This window comes from Oceanobacillus limi, assembly GCF_900111445.1.
Classification (GTDB): Bacteria; Bacillota; Bacilli; order Bacillales; family Amphibacillaceae; genus Ornithinibacillus; species Ornithinibacillus limi.
In genome coordinates this window covers 17364-35533 of sequence record NZ_FOHE01000005.1, presented here as the reverse complement: position 1 = coordinate 35533, position 18170 = coordinate 17364, and the positions used below count along the sequence as shown (strand labels likewise).

Genomic DNA, 18170 nt, shown 5'->3' with positions numbered 1-18170 from the left:
AAAAATTCACTGACATTTCATTCGTTTTTGTAAAATTTTGTCCCTTTCTTCTAACGGTTATGATAAGGTATAATTAGAAATTATACTACGTCTAATGAAGGAAGGGATTACGATGAGTCAACCAGACAAAATAAATATCCTACTTGTTGATGATCGCCCAGAAAACCTATTATCAATCGAGGCCATAATTGAAAAAGATGAATATAACCTTGTAAAGGCTTCTTCTGGTGAAGAAGCTCTTAAATTTTTATTAAAATATAACTTTGCACTCATCTTATTAGATGTACAAATGCCAGATATGGACGGATTTAGTACAGCTAAAATCATTAAAGCACGTGAAAAAACAAAGGACATCCCAATTTTGTTTATTACTGCTAATAACATGGAATCGGAACATATTTTTATGGGATATTCCGTTGGGGCAATCGATTATATTCTTAAACCAGTGGACCCTCTCATCCTTAAGTCTAAGGTGGAAGGGTTTGTTGATATATATAAACTAAAGCAACAACTAATTCAACAAGCTTCTATGTTGAATGACCAGAAAAATGCGTTAGAAAAAGCAAATCTGGAATTAACCAGCACGACAGAAAAATTACGAATTTCCGAGGCGCTAGCAAATGTGATCAGCGAAACATCTATCGATTCGATGATTGTGCTTGATGAAGATGGTGTTATTCAAAAAATCAATCCATCCGTACAGAAAACACTACAATATACGGAAAAAGACATTATTGGTAGCAGCATTTATATGGTGTTTTCGGAGGAGGATGCCCAAAAGTACATGCAGGACATTCTTCAAGCAAGCAAAAAGGTCGGACATATTGAAGGCTATGAAAAGCAAAAGGAATTAATGATCACTAAAAAAGATGGTTCAACATTTTTAGCTGAAGTGCAAATTGGATTGAAAAAAGTAAACGATACTTTGATGTTTGCATGCACAATTCGTGATATAACAGACCAAAAGAAGAATGAAGAAATGATCAAGTACATGGCTTACCATGATATTTTGACGGACTTACCTGATAGGAGATCATGGAATGTTCAATTGCCAAAGCAGATTAAGCTTGCAAGAAAACAGAATCAATCCTTAGGTGTCATGATCCTCAACATGGATCGATTTAAATACATTAATGATTCACTTGGTCACGTTATTGGTGACCAGATTCTTCAAGAAATCGCTAATCGTTTAATGGATACGGTTCGAAAGGAAGATCTGGTTGCTCGAATTGGTGGCGATGAATTTGGGATTATCCTTCCCAATACAGACCGGGAAAGTGCCTTACTAATTGCAGAGAAAATAATCGAAGCATTTCAGTTGCCATTTTTCATTAATAATTACGAGCTTTTTATTACGACAAGTATTGGATTAAGCGTGTTTCCATATGATGGCGAGGATTACCTCGAATTAATCAAGAACTCACATGCAGCTTTGTACCGAGCGAAAGAGCGTGGAAAAAACAATTATAATGTATTCCACTCTGGCATGAACATGCAAACCTATCGTTCTTTCTCCTTGCAAAACGATCTCCGTAGAGCTATTGAACGAGAAGAGTTTGAATTACATTATCAGCCACGGGTAAATATAGAAACCGGTAAGGTAGAAAGTGCCGAGGCGCTTATTCGTTGGAATCACCCAAGCTGGGGGTTGGTGCCACCTTTAGAATTTATTCCGTTAGCTGAAGAAACGGGGCAAATTGTCGAAATTGGGGATTGGGTTGTCAAAACAGTTTGTGAACAAATCAATACATGGAAACAAGAAGGAATACCACCTATCCGAATAGCGATTAATTTCTCTTCACAACAATTTTTACAAAAAGATTTAGCAGATATGATTCAGAGAATTTTAGAGAGCAATGATGTTCACCCAGAGTTAATCGAAATTGAAATAACGGAATCTGTTGTGGTGGAGAATGAAGAGAATTCTACGAAAACATTACAACAGCTAAGTGACATGGGGATTTGTATTAGTATTGATGATTTTGGTACAGGCTATTCCTCTCTTCATTACTTAAGTAGATTGCCGGTGAATACGTTAAAAATTGATAAATCCTTCATTCAAAAAATATCAAGTGATAAAAAACAACACAAGCTTATTATTACGTCTATTGTTTCCTTAGCAAAAGCATTAAACATGCATGTAATTGCTGAAGGGGTAGAAACGGAAAATCAGCTAGACTTTTTACGTAATCAAGAATGTGAAGAAGTACAGGGATATTTATTTAGCAAGCCTATCGTACCGAATATGTTGGAAGAGATTTTAGTACAAGGCGACTACAAAATTGATATTTTCAAAAATAATAACCCTAAATCTCCTGCCAAACTTGTAGTGGATACACCAGAACCGATCGAAAAGCAACAAATCATTAGAGTAGCACTTCAAAAGATTCAAGAACAACATGCGATTTCTTCAAGGGAGTTAGAAGTGTTTGATCTTATTTTAGCAGGATTAAGTAATAAGGAAATATCAGAGAAGCTGTATATTAGTGAGCACACGGTTAAAAACCATATTTCTCGTATATTCCAAAAGCTTAACGTGAATGACCGTGCCCAAGCAATGGCTATGGTCTACCAAATTTGTATTAATGAGGGGTAAGATGAGTCTTTCCCCTTTTTCTCGAAGGGATGTATGATCTTGAAAATTAGAACAAAATTACTTCTAGCCCTTAGTGCCTTACCGATATTGATTTTAATTACAATTGGTATTGGTTGGTATCAAGTTTCCAGTTTTAATAAAATGAATGAAGATTTACAGGAAACCTATGACCTCTCTATTATTGCAGAGGAAATTCATACAGATATCCATGAGGAAGAAATGCGTATACGAAATATCCTTCTTTCAAATGGATCGGATTCTATGCTTCCAGAGATTAACAAAATGGAAGCTGCTAGTGGACGGGTTTCAACTAACATTGCAAGCTTGGAAGCAAGGGCCTTTACACCTGAACAAAAAGAATTAATTAATGAATTGTCCAGTACAAATGTTGAATTTAATGTATTTAAAGAACAAATAATCGACCTAGCTACGAGTGGTAATTTAGAGCAAGCAACGAATGTTATGAATGAAAACGCAACAGAACTCAATAATGATTTTCAAGAACTTATTGCTGATCTTACAACAACCTTTGAATCGGATATGTATTCATCCCTTCAAACCGTGATGAACAATTTCACTAGGGAAATGATTGTTCAATCCGTTGTCATCGGACTAACCATCCTTATTATTATGAGTCTTTTATTGAGAAGCATATGGTTACTATCGTCGAGATTAAGGAATGTTTCCAACGAAATGTACCATATTGCCAATGGAGACGTGGACGCTGCTTCGGAAGTAGAAGTTCTATCGAATGATGAAATTGATGAGGTTGCCAAATCGTTTAATCAAATGGCAAAATCTGTGGAAGAACAACGCAATCGTGAGCAAGAGCTAACGTGGACAAAGACACATATTGCAGATGTAACAACAAGTATGACTGGTTCTAAAACAGTGGAAAGTTTATTAAAAACCTTCCTATCAAAGGTCGTTCCTTTAGTAAATGGAAGCCATGCAGTCTTCTATGTAAAAGACGATCAAAATGATGAGAACAATCCATCCTTTAAACTACGGGCATCCTATGCGTTTAAAGACAGAAAGCATATGACAAATGAAATCAAAATAGGAGAAGGAATCATTGGCCAAGCAGCACTTGAAAAAGAACCGATTATTTTATCCAATGTTCCCACAGACTATGTTTCCATTCAGTCTGGATTGGGAGAAGCGTCTCCACTAAGTTTGTATGTAATGCCAATTATATTTGAGGATGAGGTGAAGGCTGTACTCGAAATAGCATCCTTTGAATCATTCAGTGATAGTCAACGTTCTCTAATTGAAGAACTATCCGATGATTTAGGAATTATGCTGGAAAGTGTCCAAGGCCGTTTCCGATTGGCGAAAGCATTGGAAGAAAGCCAGGCACTAACAGAAGAAGTTCAAGCACAATCTGAGGAATTACAGATCCAGCAAGATGAATTAAAAACAACGAATGAAGAGCTTGAACAACAAACAATGGCATTGAGAGAGTCTGAAGAAAAGCTTCAAGAGCAACAAGAGGAACTAGAGCAAGCAAATGTCGAACTAGAAGAAAAAGCGAATAGTTTAGAAGAACAAAATAAACGATTTGAAGAAAAGAACAAGGAACTAATTAGCGCAAGGGCCGAGCTAGAAGAAAGAGCACAACAGCTGGCATTAAGCTCGAAATATAAATCAGAATTTCTAGCAAATATGTCCCATGAGCTACGTACACCTTTAAATAGCATGTTAATCCTATCTAATTTACTTGCTGAGAATTCAAATAAGGCTTTATCTCCAAAGCAAGTTGAATACGCGAATACAATCTATTCATCTGGTCGTGATCTTTTAACTTTGATTAACGATATATTAGATTTATCGAAAATTGAGTCTGGAAAAATGGATGTGCATCCAAGTCATATCCTACTACGTGAATTAACCGACTTTGTAGAAAATAACTTTAGACCCGTTGCAGATAAAAAAAATGTACAGTTTGAGATTGAATTGGCAAGCGGATTACCGGATACCCTTTTCAGTGATGAAATAAAAGTTCAACAAGTGCTGAAAAACCTTCTTTCGAATGCCTTCAAATTTACGAAAAAAGGAAAAGTAGTCTTACGAGTTGATATGCATGACACTTTTGGGGGCAAACCAACATTTGCTTTTTCTGTTCAGGATACCGGAATCGGGATTTCAGAAGAAAAACAAGAGCAAATCTTCGAGGCTTTTCAACAGGCGGATGGAACAACGAGTCGCAAATACGGCGGAACCGGCCTAGGTCTTTCTATTAGTAAAGAGATTGCTACCTTGTTAGGTGGCTCACTTACAGTCGAAAGCCAAGAAGGAAAGGGCAGTACTTTTACGTTCTATGTATCCGATTTTGATGGAACAGCCGAGGTTGAAGGGCCTTTATGGGCAGATGAACTTGCTGGTACTGTTGAACCTGAGAGCAATGGCACAGGTAACACGGTTGTAAAACCGGAAGCTCTTGTAGAGGTAGCTCAGCTGGAGCCAGAGCCAGAGGAAGAGGAAAACAGCCACATCAAACGACTATTAATCGTTGATGATGATCTAAATCAACGAAATAGTTTACTAGAGCTTGTAGGTGAAATGAATGTAATTATTAAAGCTGTTTCAACCGGGAATGAAGCAATTAAGGAACTGAATCGAAATGCATTTGATTGTGTAGTCCTTGACTTAGGGCTGACCGATACGACAGGTTTTGAATTACTCGAACAAATGATGGAATTAGAGGAAAATGAAAACCTAAAAGTAATTGTTTATACTGGAAGAGATTTAACGCCAAAAGAAGAACGTTATTTAAATAAATACACCCATACAATCATTATCAAAGACGAGCATTCTCCACAACGGTTAAAAGAGGAATTAGAGCTATACCTAAATGGAGATAAAACCGACCTTTCTACTTGCTTGGAGCATGTACAAGAGGATCCAAATACCGCTAAAACGGATTTTAAAGGAAAGAAAGTGCTTTTAGTAGACGATGATATTCGAAATGTATATGCATTATCTAGCATACTTGAAGTATATGGAATGGATATCATCTTTGCGGAAAATGGATTGGAAGGACTCGAAATTATGAATAATGACCCTGGTGTTGACTTAATCCTAATGGATATTATGATGCCTGAAATGGATGGTTATGAAGCAATCAGTAGAATACGGGAAATACCTGCTTATCAAAAACTCCCAATTATCGCTTTAACCGCGAAAGCAATGCGGGAGGACCGAGAAAAGAGCTTGGAGGTTGGTGCTTCGGATTATATCGTTAAACCAATTAATCCAGATCAGTTAATTTCGTTAATCAAAGTTTGGTTATTCCAACAGGATGGGAACGAAGCTTAATGGTAAAAACAAATCAACAATCGCTTGATGAGCTAGAGAAAGTACAAATTGATTTATTTTTACAAGGAATCTATAAGTGGTACGGATACGATTATCGAGACTATTCGTACCACTCTCTTAAAAGAAGAATTTGGCATCGCGTTCAAGCCGAAAAGCTGTCTAGTATTCTTGAATTACTAGATAAAGTGCTCCAGGATCAGAAGTGTTTAGCACAGCTTATTTCCGACTTCTCCATTAATGTAACGGAAATGTTTCGTAATCCCTCCTTCTTTTTACAGTTTCGTGAAAAGGTCGTTCCATTATTACGAACCTATCCTTCGATACGAATTTGGCATGCTGGATGTGCGACAGGAGAAGAAGTATATTCCATGGCCATTCTGCTCCAGGAAGAAGGGCTGTACGATAAAACGAAAATTTATGCGACAGATATCAATGATAAGGTTTTAAAGGTTGCCAAAAACGGACAGTTTCCACTGGAACACATGAAAAAGTATACGAGTAACTACCTAAAAGCTGGTGGAAAAATGGCATTTTCGGAGTACTATACGGTAACTGGGAATACGGCTCAATTCCATCCTACGCTGACAAAAAACATCATCTTTGCCCAGCATAATCTAGTAACTGACCAGTCCTTCAACGAATTCCATGTTATTTTATGCCGCAATGTTCTCATCTATTTTAATAAGTCATTGCAGCACAAGGTACATGATCTCTTTTACGAAAGCCTAAGTATGTTTGGTGTTTTGGGGTTAGGTGACAAAGAAACAATTTCCAACAAAGAAAAACTCAAATGCTATGAAGCAATCAATTCAAAGGAAAAGTTATTTCAGAAAGTAAAATAGTAGTTCTTTAGGAGGCTGGGACAAAACTAAAAAGTTCTCTTCTAAAGACGAACAATTAGGGTGTGGGTGTTTAAATTGTTCAGCTTTAATCGATCGACTCTAATTTAATATAATTGACCACTAGTGTAGTAGTGTTTTTTCCAACATAATAAAGTTCTGAAATACCGCTTCGGCAGAATACTTCGCTTTCCGCGGGAGGAAAGGCATCGGTGAGACCCCACAGTGCGTCAGCACGAGGAGGCTCACCAGCCGCCCGCGGAAAAGCGAAATGTATTTCCGTAGCGGGATGTATGCATCCAATAATCATTTCAATTTATTGCTAAGTTTACAATAGCTGTGTTTAACTGCCTAAAAGTAAAATCCGAACCAAATTGTAAAAGGTTCGGATTTTACTATGACTAAAACACTTTTGGCTCAGTCTCTTCTTTTACATTACAATTAGATTAAAAATGGATTAATGCATCAAAAACAGCATGCATTTTCCTTTTTTTGTATTATAATGTAAATATACATCATTTTATATCAGGGGAGACTTCTACATGGTCAAAATAAAAATGAACATTCAAACAGCATATCGTGGAGAGCTACTACGGGCAGGTAAAGTCTATGAAATAGAGGAAACAACTGCGAAGCGTTGGATCGCTAGCAAAATTGCAGAACAAGTTGAAGAAGAATAAATTAGACACGAGGCATACGCCAGATTTTGGCCATTGCCTCGTTTTTTAATTCTCGGAAACGAAATAGAGCGTGATTTGCGATATGATGCACGCATCTCTAGATATCTCGAATCAGCGCCCTCTGCCCTTCCCGAGTAAGATTCCGCCACGACACAAAGCACCTACTATATCACTAACTCATGAAACTTCTCTAATACGATAGGCTCTTCCTCCAACGAATCCTTTTCCCATAAACCTTGCAAATATACGGCTGCAATCGCTTGTTTTCGATTTTTTCCTTCTGCCATCATTTCAATAGCAACAACACTTTCAAAAATGGCAGCCATCTTTTCAGCTATTTGTTTGCAATGATAGGTTTGTAGACGAGATGATTTTTCATTTAGGTTCGCAAGGAATTGGACAAGATAATCAATTTCCTGACGTACACGATCAACCCACGTATCAACCTTTTGGTCACGTACATTTTTCAGTCGACTGGTCATTTCCTCTACAAAAAGCTCGCCAACATGATACTTTCCAATTAACCGTAATACTTCTAATCCTAATATATTGGCTGTTCCTTCCCAAACCGTTAAAACTTGGGCATCACGTAACAAGCGCGGTGTCACGAAGTCCTCAATATATCCATTCCCACCATGCATTTCGATTGCTTCATGAGCAAAATGAATGGCCTGTTCTGCTGTCTCCTTCTTCATAATCGCTACATATAACCGGAATAATAGCTGTTCTTTCTCTGATGCTTCGTGCTTTGTTTCCCGTCCCATAACACGATCCATTAGCTGAATCACTTCAAACATCGCATTCATTTCTACCTCTTGCTTTGCTACGAGGTGACTTAATGTCGCTTGCACCATTGGATATTCGGTTAGCTTTTTTCCAAACGCTTCTCGCTGGTTCGCATAATTTTTTGCTTCTAAATACGCCCGACGCATAATTCCTAGTGAGGCGATTGCATTGGAGACACGTGAGAGATTTAGGGCTTCAATCATATAATAAAACCCTTGATTTTCTTCTCCGACTAAAAACCCCTTTGCGTTATCAAATTCAACCTCTGCAGAAGGAACCGCTCGAACACCAAGCTTATCTTTTAACCGGCGAATTCGTAGGCCGCCGTTTGCTCGATTTTCTTCCCAAGGAACAAGAAATAGACTAAGCCCCTTCGTACCACTTGGTGCTCCCTCTAGCCGAGCCAATACCATTGCTACACCACAGGCACCAGCATTACTTGCAAAATACTTTTCTCCGCTAATTCGGTAGGAATTCCCGAATTTCTCTGCCTTAACTTCATTTGCTCCAACATCTGACCCACCTTGGCGTTCGGTTAAAAATGTTGCACCTTCATACAACTCCACATCACCTGTTGCTAAAACATGGGGCAAAAATGTAGCTTTTAGCTCCTCAGATGCATAGTGATCCAGTAAATAGGCTGTTGCCTTTGACAAAGTAACTGGGCAATAAAAGCCCGCTTCTGCATGAGACAATAAATAGGCTTGAGCAAATGAATAAACATAATTTCCTTTTCGTCCTAGTTCCGGAATATCTTTATGGATATAGCCTACAATTCCCGTATTATAGGTTTCTGAAATGGTTTGCTTATATCCTTCATTCAACCACACCCGTGAAACTTCATTGCCCATTTTATCGTAGCGAATTAACCTTGGTTGGCCTTCCCGATCGGTGTGGACTGCTCGCTCATCGATTGGTCCGGCACACAAGGCGCCAAATTGGTCTAGTTGTTGATTTGCATATTGGAAGAAATCCTCTGGTAGCATGTTTTCAAGTAGCTCTTTCAGGTTTGGATCCTGTCTATAAAAGTTTGTCATGTTTTTTTCTCCCCCTAATTTATAACCCTTTCTCGAAGCTGGTTTTTCAGTAGTTTTCCAGTTGCATTTCGAGGAAGCGCTTCCAATTCTTCATATAGTTTAGGAATTTTATAGTCTGCTAGCTTAGATTCCAAAAACTCCTTGCAGGAATCTGCTAGATTGTCAACCTCTCCCTCTTTTACAACAAATGCTTTCACCGTTTCTCCCCAGTCCGAATGAGGAACGCCTACTACGGCAACATCGGCAATATTAGGATGCGTAATTAATAGATTCTCAATTTCTTTTGGGTAGATATTGACCCCACCAGATATGATCATATCTTTTTTTCGATCAATCACCCAGAAATAGCCATCTTCATCCTGCATCGCCATATCACCTGTATATAACCAATCTCCACGAAGAACGGCAGCTGTTTGTTCTGGATCTTTATAATACCCTTTCATATTTCCTTCTCCACGAAGAATAATTTCTCCAATTTCACCTGGCTTTACATCGGCTCCGTTCTCATCAACAACACGTATTTCACAATCCAGTGCTGCTCGACTTCCGATACTCCCTGCTTTTGTTTGATGTTCGTCAAAACCAAGCAATGTACCATTTGGCCCAGCCTCTGTTAATCCATATACACAAATAAGCCGGTCGGTTTGGAATTTACTTTGAACAACATTCACTTCTTGCTGTGATAACGGGGCTCCTCCATATACCCAATAATTCATAGAGGATAGGTCATAGTCATTGATTTTTGGATGCTTGCAGCTTGCAAGGTAAGCAATCGGTGCGCCAAAGAAATGGGTTGTTTTTTCCTTTGCTACCGTTTCTAATAATAGTTCAGGAGTAAAAGTTGGCACTAACACATGGGTTGCTCCGACATACGTTCCTGCTACCATGAATAAATGAAGTGGTGCAGAATGACTTAAAGGCATCATATGAAGCACTTTACTCTCCGGTTTTAAGGTCATTTCAATACAAATCATCCGAGCTACCGTTAAGATATTTCGGTACGTAAACACAACCCCTTTTGGAGCTCCAGTGGTACCAGATGTATACAGTATCGAAGCCTCGTCATTTTCCTCTAACGAACACGGCACTTCTTTTTCTGAACCATCTGCTAACAAATTTTCAAAGGAGAGCCATTCTCCAATCCGTTCCCCTGTTTTAATAAAGATTAAATCTTTCGTTTCCGATAATGCCTCAACTTGTTTAAATAAAAGCTCGTGAGTTAGAAAAACTTTTGCATCACTATGATTTAAAATATAAGAAACCTCTTGTTCCACCAGTTTGGCATTAATTGGTACAATGAGGGCTCCTAAACGTTGGACAGCAAAATAGGTGATCATAAATTCTTTTGTATTTGGCATATGAAGCACCACTTTATCCCCCTGTTGCACGCCAAACTGATGAAAACTGTTTGCTAGTTTATTCACTGCTCGATTCCATTCAAAATAGGTTAGGCGTTCTGTCGGTGTAACAAGGGCCTCCTGATTCGGGTATTTCCTTGCATGAGTAGCTAATAGATTTGGTATATTCATTAGGAACCACGCTCCAATTCATTTAGTTTCATTTGAAAATCCTCTAATAACTTTTCCATTTCTGTACGAATAGTAACTAATTCATTAATCCGACTCGTCACCTCCTCAACCTTTTCATGTCCATATTCGATTGTTTTTTGCAGTTGTTGTTTCCCAGAGGGATCACGGTCAAACAATTGAATCATTTCACGGATTTCTTCTAGGTTAAATCCATACTTTTTCCCCCGAAAAATTAATCGTAAGCGTGTTTGTTCCTTTTTTGTAAACAAACGTTGTCCCCCTGCTGAACGCGATGGTTGAAGCAATCCTAACTCTTCATAATATCGTATGGTTCGATTGGTGATCCCAAATTGTGCTGCGAGCTCGGAAATCGAATAGGTTTCTTTCCTTGTCATGAAGCTATCCCCTTTATCCCTTATTGACTTTATTTGAGCCAATTTTCTAACATTATTAATTTATCATTGACGTTAACGTTAACTTCAAGCGATTCATTTAACCTATTTTTAGGTCAAAAGAACTGATACACGGTTGACAGTGTCATTACATATTACTATAGTTGAAATAATTAGATTTTTCAAACATAGGGGGTGTTCGTTTGGGTGATAATTGGCCGGCGACTAGTGTGATGGATAGGGATGATGACCAGATCTTTGTCGGAAGGGAAAAGGAAATCGATCAATTTTCCCATTTTTTACAATCCGATAATCCAACGAAAATCGTAAATATATATGGCACTGGTGGCATTGGAAAGACTTATTTACTTTTAAAATATTCTCGTATCACTGAAGCAAATGGGTATTGTTTTTTGCTTTTAAATAGTGAGGATTTTACCCATACACCAAAAGATTTTGCTACATACTTGCTAACTCTTTTAAAGTTAAAAGGGGAGCCTGTTCAACGTTATTCGCCAAATATACTTCAAAGCTGTCAACATAATTTATCCGCTATAGCAAAAAATAAGAAGATCGTAATTGCAATTGACACCTATGAAAAAATGGGAGATTTGGATCGTTGGTTAAGGCAAGTGTTTATTCGACATCTACCTCAATCGATTACCTTTGTACTAGCGGGGAGAGAACCCTTAAAAGGAGAATGGATCGATTCACCAGCATGGAGAGAAGTCATTCAACAAGTTGCCCTTACCGACTTTACACTACACCAAACGAGTACGTACCTTGCTCATTTCGGTATCAATAAGCCGGCTACCATAGAATCTTTGTGGCAGTTTACAGATGGCCATCCACTAACCTTATCATTAGCAGCAATGACAAGCAGTCGATCAATGATAGATAGCCAAGATACCGATTTAACCGTTACGATTCCAACGATTCTTTCCCAGCTCACAAAAAGATGGTTAAATGAGGTTCAGCAAGAGAAATTACACCTGCTTATCGAAGCTGCTGCCGTATTACATCACTTTGATCAAGAGATTTTATCAGCAACTTTAAAAAAGGAAGTTGACAGGGCTACGTTTCATGAACTAATAAATCTATCTTTTATTAAACCAACACTCCACGGATGGATCATGCATGATTTAATTCAGGATGCGATCAGGCTCAATCTTAAAAATCATAAGCGCATTCAGTTTGACGAATTAAATGAACGCGCAGCGTTATTTTACTACCAACGCACGATAAAAACACGCTCGGAGCATGACATTGCTCAATTTTTTTATCATTTAGGAGATGAGTTTATTCAATCTGCATTCTTCTCTGATTCCATTGATACAACGATGTATTTTGAACAAGTAGGAGCTCATAATTTCCATGAAGTCCATGCGTTTTTTGAGAATAAAAAAGAAAATGTTTCGCAAAGTGAGGCGGCATTCTATAGTCGTGATTCCCATACCACGTACCAATTTTTCGCCTCCATGGAACACAATAAAAAAGAGATCGAGTTGATGAATTCGAACTACATTCAAAAAATGGGATATGATGTTGCACGACTGTTGAAAAACGAACATGCAGAAACATTAGGTTTATCGATCATTGTACCGATTAACAAAAAGACGGTTCATCTTCTTGCGACAGAGCCTGTTTCACGTGCTTATTTCTCAAGACTAACGGAAACAGAGATAAAGGAATTTGATGTACCTGAAGAGTCGAATGCTGGCTGGTTTATTCGTATGCTCGATTATACTGATGTACACAATGTCGCTGCTCGTTCTTTTTCATTATATAATCTTTTTCCGCTTCTGCTCTCGGGTGGTAAAATTATTATTTCGACCCCTTTGCCTTTTTTCCAGGAGCTAATTAAGAACTTTGGTTTCCAAGAAGTTCCCCATGCAACACATTATGACTATGGGGCGAACTCCCCCTCCCCTACGTATATGTTAGATGTACGCGGAGCAAAGCTAGCAGGTTATCTGAAGCAATTTACGAAGGGAATAACGGCTCCGACAGAAGATTTAGTAAAAGGCTTTAATTTTACACCACGCGAAAAAGAAATTGTGAAGCTAATACTAGAGGATCAAACAAATGCAGACATTGCCAATCAACTATTTATTGCAGAAATAACGGTTAAAAAACACATCTCTCGTATTCTAGCAAAAACGAATACGAAGAATCGAACACAGTTAACAAAACTCATATTGGAGCAAGGTTGAGGATTGTGTCGGTGGTGTGGAATCGGGAAATCCCGATTCCAAATTAAACCTATCCAAGACGAAGAATCAAAAAAGCTTGTAGAGATTCCTCTACAAGCTGTATATTTAGCTAACACCTATCGATTGGCAAAAAATTCTTCTGCCTTTTCTAAGAAAACTTCTTGATCAGGTGTTAGATCGTATTCTTCTTCTATTGCACTTACTGGACAAGCTGCTTTACATGCTCCACAATCAATACAAACATCTGGATCTATGTAAAACTGGTCTGGTCCTTCTTCTATACAATCAACTGGGCAAACGGAAACACACTCAGCTGCTTTTTCCGGCCCACATGGATCTAAAATTACAAAAGCCATCTATCGTAACCCTCCCTAGTTTAAGCTTTCTTTCAATATTAATGATACATGCTTCCTGCGAGCAAGTAAACCATTATTATTTGTTAATTAGGACTCATTGAACCCCTTTCAGCAACTGTAGGCAATTTCAAAAATGTAAAAAAAAACTATAAAAGTGAACGTGACACAAGGGAGAAATCACACGTTATTATATAAACATAAAAGGCTTATTTTGGATGAAATAAAGGAATGGTTTATACAAATAGGATGAGTTGCAGTTTGGGATTTTTAAACTTCATCTGCGAACAAAAAAACTACTATGTACATTATGGTCACATAGCAGTCTGATTAAAAGCTTTCCATAAATTGAATTAAAGCTGGCCCTAGCAAAATAATAAACAACGATGGAAAGATAAATAATACTAATGGAAACATCATCTTAATCGGTGCCTTCATTGCCGATTCTTCTGCGCGTTGTTTTCTTAATTCACGCAAATCCTCGGATTGTACACGTAATACCGATACCATACCAATACCGAGCTTTTCAGCTTGCACTATATTATAAATTAATGTTCGTAACTCATCGGACTGAATACGGTCACTTACGGCATTTAGTGCTTCCTTTCTTGTTTTACCAATTCGCATTTCTTCTAAACAAAGCTTAAATTCATCGGACAAAACACCTTGCTTTTTGGAAACAACTTGACTTAAGGCTGCATCAAATCCTAATCCTGCTTCAAGACTAATTGTCAATAAATCGAGCATATCTGGGAGTTCTTTGACAGCCATTTTACTTCTTTTTTCAGCTTTTATTTTCAAATAATAATTCGGCAGGACCAATGCAACCATTAACCCTAATCCCATTAACACCAAATTGATAGTCATTGTATTATTCGTTAATAATCCATAACCTAATCCAAATAAAGGAAACCCTAACCCTAACGCAAACTGAACAATTTTAAAATCAACAGGGCTTAATTGAAAAGGTTGACCTGCACGCATTAGCTTGAGCTCTAACTTCGAAGCTTCTTCTGTCTTCAAACGCTTTTTATAGCTTCGCTTTAACTGATCCCACATTGGAACAAAAACCCGTTTATAAAAGGGGGATTCGAGTTTTGCGTCCACCTCAGCCAATGTAGTAGGAGGAGTGGTATGAAGATAAGCATCGATTCGGCTTTGAACGTGACTACGTTTTGCACCTAATAATGTTATTAATGCATGGGTAAATATTGAAATAAAAATAAATAAACTGCCATATAACATCGTCATGTTCTACACCTCAATCGTTGTTATTTTTCGAACTAGGAAAAACCCAATAATTCCACCAATTAATGCGATGACAACTAAAATTTGACCAATCGGATTCGTAAATAGTGTTAAAATATATTCTGGATTAATCAAATAAATGAGAAACCCTAATCCAACTGGAAGCGCACTAATGATGATTCCGGAAAGCCTACCTTGTGCAGTTAGTGTTTTAATTTGATTCTCTAACTTGGTGCGCTCACGTGTTGTTTCCACAATTTTATCTAATAGAAAAGCGAGGTTTCCTCCTACTTGTCGTTGAATCAAAATTGCTTCCACCAACAGCTCCAAGTCTTTACTTGGCATTCGATCCTTCCAATCCAGCAATGCATCCTCCAAACTCGTCCCATATTGCATGGCCTTCAACACTAGTTGAACTTCTTCTTTAATCGGCGAATAGGACTCCTCCGCCACCATTTGTAAGGATTGAACCATACTAAACCCCGCTCTTAAGGAACCGATCATGGAGGATACCATTCCTGGTAATCCTTCATTGAACTGTTTAATACGCTTTTTTTGCTTACCAGATAACCAAATTAGCGGAACCATATAACCGATGATGATTCCGAAAAGGGCGAGGATAACTTGTCCGAAAACAAGATAAACAACCCCTGCCATTATGATTGCCATCATCCATTGCATAATAATAAATTCCTCAGCCTTTACTGGAATGCCAGCAACACTTAACTTCTGTGCTAATTTATTTTGTTTCTTCGTTGGCTTTTTCTGACGTATTAATACGTGTTTTAACTTATCATTCCCTTGTTTTAAAACAGTGGAAATGGATGTTTTATCTTTTTTTGGGTGTTCGTTTTTTTCTTTTTTCTTGTTAAGAGAGACAGTAAGAAGTGATAGAAAGATAGTTATAAATGTAAAAATCCCTACGAGTATGCCCATTTTTTTATCACTCCTTTTCCATAAAGATTGATGGAGGAAGATGAATTCCTTCGCTTACCATCCTTTCGTAAAATTTTGGTCGGATACCTGTTGGGACAAGTTTGCCAATTATTTTTCCATGTTCATCTACACCAAATTGTTTAAAGGTAAAGATGTCTTGCAATACAATGACATCTCCTTCAAGACCTTGAACCTCGGTAATGTTTGTAATTCTTCTGCTTCCATCCTTTAAACGAGATTGTTGGATAATAACATGCAATGCACCGGCAATTTGTTCACGGATCGCTTTAACCGGTAAATCCATACCAGCCATTAATACCATTGTTTCCAGTCGTGCAATCATGTCACGCGGACTGTTGGCATGACCTGTTGCTAAAGAACCATCATGACCGGTATTCATCGCCTGTAGCATATCTAGCGCTTCTCCACTACGCACCTCACCAATTACAATTCGGTCTGGACGCATACGTAACGAATTTCGTACGAGGTCACGAATGGTGATTGCCCCTTTTCCTTCAATGTTTGGTGGTCTTGTTTCTAGGGAAACAACATGATCTTGTCCAAGTTGTAATTCCGCTGCATCCTCAATAGTAACGATACGATCTTTATTGGAAATAAAAGAAGACAACACATTCAATGTAGTTGTTTTCCCTGAACCGGTTCCACCACTAACAAACATGTTCAAGTGTGCTGCTACACAAGCTTGTAGGAATTCAGCCATTTCCTCTGTTAACGTACCAAAATTGATTAAGTCACGCACGGTAAACGGATCTTTAGAAAACTTACGGATGGTAATCGTTGGACCGTTTAGTGCAAGTGGAGGAATAATCGCGTTTACCCTAGAACCATCCTGCAGACGTGCATCTACCATTGGGCTACTTTCATCAATTCTTCGTCCTAAAGGAGCTACAATTTTCTCAAGTACCGTCATCACATGATCATTATCACGAAACGTGATATCGGTTAATTCCAATTTTCCGTTACGCTCTGCATAAACGTGATTTGGACCGTTAACCATAATTTCGGTAACATTTTCGTCGTTTAGCAATGGATTGATCGGTCCATATCCTGTTAAATCATTTTTGATCTCTTCTTTAAGAGATTTTAAGTCTTTGATCATTTTTAAGCTATCATTCTCGCTAATAATATCGAGAATAATAGAATCAAGTTCCAAAATGATCGTATCAATTTCTTCATCTTTTCGTTCCCGAAGTATATATTTATAAACTAAATTTTTTAACTCGCGATTTTCTTTCGGTTCTTTCGGTTTCTCAGATTTCTTTTTAGGAGCTTCTGTTTTGGCTGGTTTGGGTTGTTCCTTCGCTTTCTCTATTACTTGCACTGGAACCTGATTCCCTTGAGCCTCCGATTCAACCGGTTGTTTTGATTGTAATCTCTCGAACAAACTCATGAGTTTTCACCCTCCAACCTTTTCGGATAAAATTTACTAATAGACTGGAACAAAGTATCTTTTCTGTTAGTTGAATCATCGTTTCCAATTAAATCAACGGCAATTTTTTCAATCCCTTTGGCAAAATCATGCTTCGGTTTGGTAGTCACGATCGGAACCCCTAAATCAAGAGACTCATTTACCAATTTCGAATCATCAGCTAATACATAGATCTTCTCTATCCCTAGTATTTCTTGAATTTTCTTCGGTCCTACAACTGAAGTTGGCGTAAACTGATTGATAACTATTTGTGCTTTTTTCTTCAGACCAAGTGCCTCAAGGGTCTCAATCATTAATTTAGTATTTTTTAATACATGCATACTTGGTGTTGCTACGATCATTATTTGTTCTGCCTTATCCATTAGCTCTAAAGTTTGTTCATTCAAGCCTGATTGGGTTTCCACAAATAAAAATTCAGTTTCTACCTTCATCGCATCAACGATTTCCTGAAATAAATCTTTCGGAATCAAATCCGCATATTCTGGACGAGTTGGTGCGGCTAAAATCTGCATACCCGATACATGCTTTGAACTATAAAATAAGATATTATCTAAATCATGCACTTCTGCAACTTCTTTAATGGTATAGGTAGGCTTCAGATCTAGGGCCATTGCTATATCTCCAAATTGCAGGTCCCCATCAACAATACTTACTTTTCGGCCACGGTTCGCTATCCGTGTTGCTACATTTACCGTTAAGGTTGTTCGACCGGTTCCGCCAACCGCACTGCAAATTGCTACCAATTGATTGGAATTTTTGCTTGTACCTTCGTTCGTCATTGCCATACGTACAC

Annotated in this window: 13 protein-coding genes; 5 read left to right on the top strand and 8 right to left on the bottom strand. The window is 38.0% G+C overall.

Going from position 1 to position 18170, the window contains the following annotated elements:
- The first annotated feature begins 112 nt into the window (after positions 1 to 112).
- The 4 genes from BMX40_RS06975 (at position 113) to BMX40_RS20150 (ending at position 7433) form a co-directional block, all read left to right on the top strand.
- Positions 113 to 2596 (top strand): EAL domain-containing protein, encoded by a 2484-nt coding sequence (locus tag BMX40_RS06975; RefSeq protein ID WP_211753616.1) that lies wholly within the window; start codon positions 113 to 115, stop codon positions 2594 to 2596.
- Between the two features lie 39 nt (positions 2597 to 2635).
- On the top strand, positions 2636 to 5914 hold the full coding sequence (locus BMX40_RS06970) for a response regulator (protein ID WP_170840693.1): 3279 nt from the start codon (positions 2636 to 2638) through the stop codon (positions 5912 to 5914).
- On the top strand, positions 5914 to 6756 hold the full coding sequence (locus BMX40_RS06965; RefSeq protein ID WP_090868235.1) for a CheR family methyltransferase: 843 nt from the start codon (positions 5914 to 5916) through the stop codon (positions 6754 to 6756). Before BMX40_RS06970 ends, BMX40_RS06965 begins: the two co-directional genes overlap by 1 nt.
- A 539-nt stretch (positions 6757 to 7295) precedes the next feature.
- The gene (locus BMX40_RS20150; RefSeq protein WP_170840692.1) at positions 7296 to 7433 is read left to right on the top strand and encodes a hypothetical protein; all 138 of its coding nucleotides are present in this window, start codon (positions 7296 to 7298) and stop codon (positions 7431 to 7433) included.
- Between the two features lie 164 nt (positions 7434 to 7597).
- On the opposite strand, the gene BMX40_RS06960 is transcribed toward BMX40_RS20150, so the two are convergent.
- Genes BMX40_RS06960 through BMX40_RS06950 form a run of 3 tightly spaced genes read right to left on the bottom strand, consistent with a single transcriptional unit; the run spans position 7598 to position 11180 of the window.
- Positions 7598 to 9256 (bottom strand): acyl-CoA dehydrogenase family protein, encoded by a 1659-nt coding sequence (locus BMX40_RS06960; RefSeq protein WP_090868234.1) that lies wholly within the window; start codon positions 9254 to 9256, stop codon positions 7598 to 7600.
- 14 nt (positions 9257 to 9270) lie between these two features.
- Complete coding sequence (locus tag BMX40_RS06955; protein ID WP_090868232.1) at positions 9271 to 10785, bottom strand: class I adenylate-forming enzyme family protein; 1515 nt, start codon at positions 10783 to 10785, stop codon at positions 9271 to 9273.
- On the bottom strand, positions 10785 to 11180 hold the full coding sequence (locus BMX40_RS06950) for a MerR family transcriptional regulator (protein ID WP_090868230.1): 396 nt from the start codon (positions 11178 to 11180) through the stop codon (positions 10785 to 10787). Before BMX40_RS06950 ends, BMX40_RS06955 begins: the two co-directional genes overlap by 1 nt.
- Before the next feature lie 200 nt (positions 11181 to 11380).
- Between BMX40_RS06950 and BMX40_RS20645 the strand changes: the two genes are divergently transcribed.
- On the top strand, positions 11381 to 13390 hold the full coding sequence (locus BMX40_RS20645) for a LuxR family transcriptional regulator (RefSeq protein WP_090868228.1): 2010 nt from the start codon (positions 11381 to 11383) through the stop codon (positions 13388 to 13390).
- A gap of 116 nt (positions 13391 to 13506) precedes the next feature.
- On the opposite strand, the gene BMX40_RS06940 is transcribed toward BMX40_RS20645, so the two are convergent.
- From BMX40_RS06940 to BMX40_RS06920, 5 genes are all read right to left on the bottom strand, one after another.
- Positions 13507 to 13746, bottom strand: coding sequence for a ferredoxin family protein (locus BMX40_RS06940; RefSeq protein ID WP_090868226.1), 240 nt, complete (start codon positions 13744 to 13746; stop codon positions 13507 to 13509).
- A 327-nt stretch (positions 13747 to 14073) separates the two neighbouring features.
- Positions 14074 to 14994 (bottom strand): type II secretion system F family protein, encoded by a 921-nt coding sequence (locus BMX40_RS06935; RefSeq protein ID WP_090868224.1) that lies wholly within the window; start codon positions 14992 to 14994, stop codon positions 14074 to 14076.
- Positions 14995 to 14997: 3 nt separating this feature from the next.
- The gene (locus BMX40_RS06930; RefSeq protein ID WP_090868222.1) at positions 14998 to 15927 is read right to left on the bottom strand and encodes a type II secretion system F family protein; all 930 of its coding nucleotides are present in this window, start codon (positions 15925 to 15927) and stop codon (positions 14998 to 15000) included.
- 7 nt (positions 15928 to 15934) lie between these two features.
- Positions 15935 to 17338: a TadA family conjugal transfer-associated ATPase gene (locus tag BMX40_RS06925; protein WP_090868220.1), complete on the bottom strand. Its 1404-nt coding sequence runs from the start codon at positions 17336 to 17338 to the stop codon at positions 15935 to 15937.
- Positions 17335 to 18162: a CpaE/TadZ family protein gene (locus tag BMX40_RS06920; protein ID WP_090868218.1), complete on the bottom strand. Its 828-nt coding sequence runs from the start codon at positions 18160 to 18162 to the stop codon at positions 17335 to 17337. Before BMX40_RS06920 ends, BMX40_RS06925 begins: the two co-directional genes overlap by 4 nt.
- Positions 18163 to 18170 lie beyond the last annotated feature (8 nt).

Coding starts and splice junctions, on each gene's coding strand:
- BMX40_RS06930 (WP_090868222.1), bottom strand. CDS start 15,927: ATGGGCATACTCGTAGGGATTTTTACATTTATAACTATCTTTCTATCA.
- BMX40_RS06955 (WP_090868232.1), bottom strand. CDS start 10,785: ATGAATATACCAAATCTATTAGCTACTCATGCAAGGAAATACCCGAAT.
- BMX40_RS06925 (WP_090868220.1), bottom strand. CDS start 17,338: ATGAGTTTGTTCGAGAGATTACAATCAAAACAACCGGTTGAATCGGAG.
- BMX40_RS20150 (WP_170840692.1), top strand. CDS start 7,296: ATGGTCAAAATAAAAATGAACATTCAAACAGCATATCGTGGAGAGCTA.
- BMX40_RS06960 (WP_090868234.1), bottom strand. CDS start 9,256: ATGACAAACTTTTATAGACAGGATCCAAACCTGAAAGAGCTACTTGAA.
- BMX40_RS06965 (WP_090868235.1), top strand. CDS start 5,914: ATGGTAAAAACAAATCAACAATCGCTTGATGAGCTAGAGAAAGTACAA.
- BMX40_RS06950 (WP_090868230.1), bottom strand. CDS start 11,180: ATGACAAGGAAAGAAACCTATTCGATTTCCGAGCTCGCAGCACAATTT.
- BMX40_RS06935 (WP_090868224.1), bottom strand. CDS start 14,994: ATGACGATGTTATATGGCAGTTTATTTATTTTTATTTCAATATTTACC.
- BMX40_RS06920 (WP_090868218.1), bottom strand. CDS start 18,162: ATGGCAATGACGAACGAAGGTACAAGCAAAAATTCCAATCAATTGGTA.
- BMX40_RS06975 (WP_211753616.1), top strand. CDS start 113: ATGAGTCAACCAGACAAAATAAATATCCTACTTGTTGATGATCGCCCA.
- BMX40_RS06940 (WP_090868226.1), bottom strand. CDS start 13,746: ATGGCTTTTGTAATTTTAGATCCATGTGGGCCGGAAAAAGCAGCTGAG.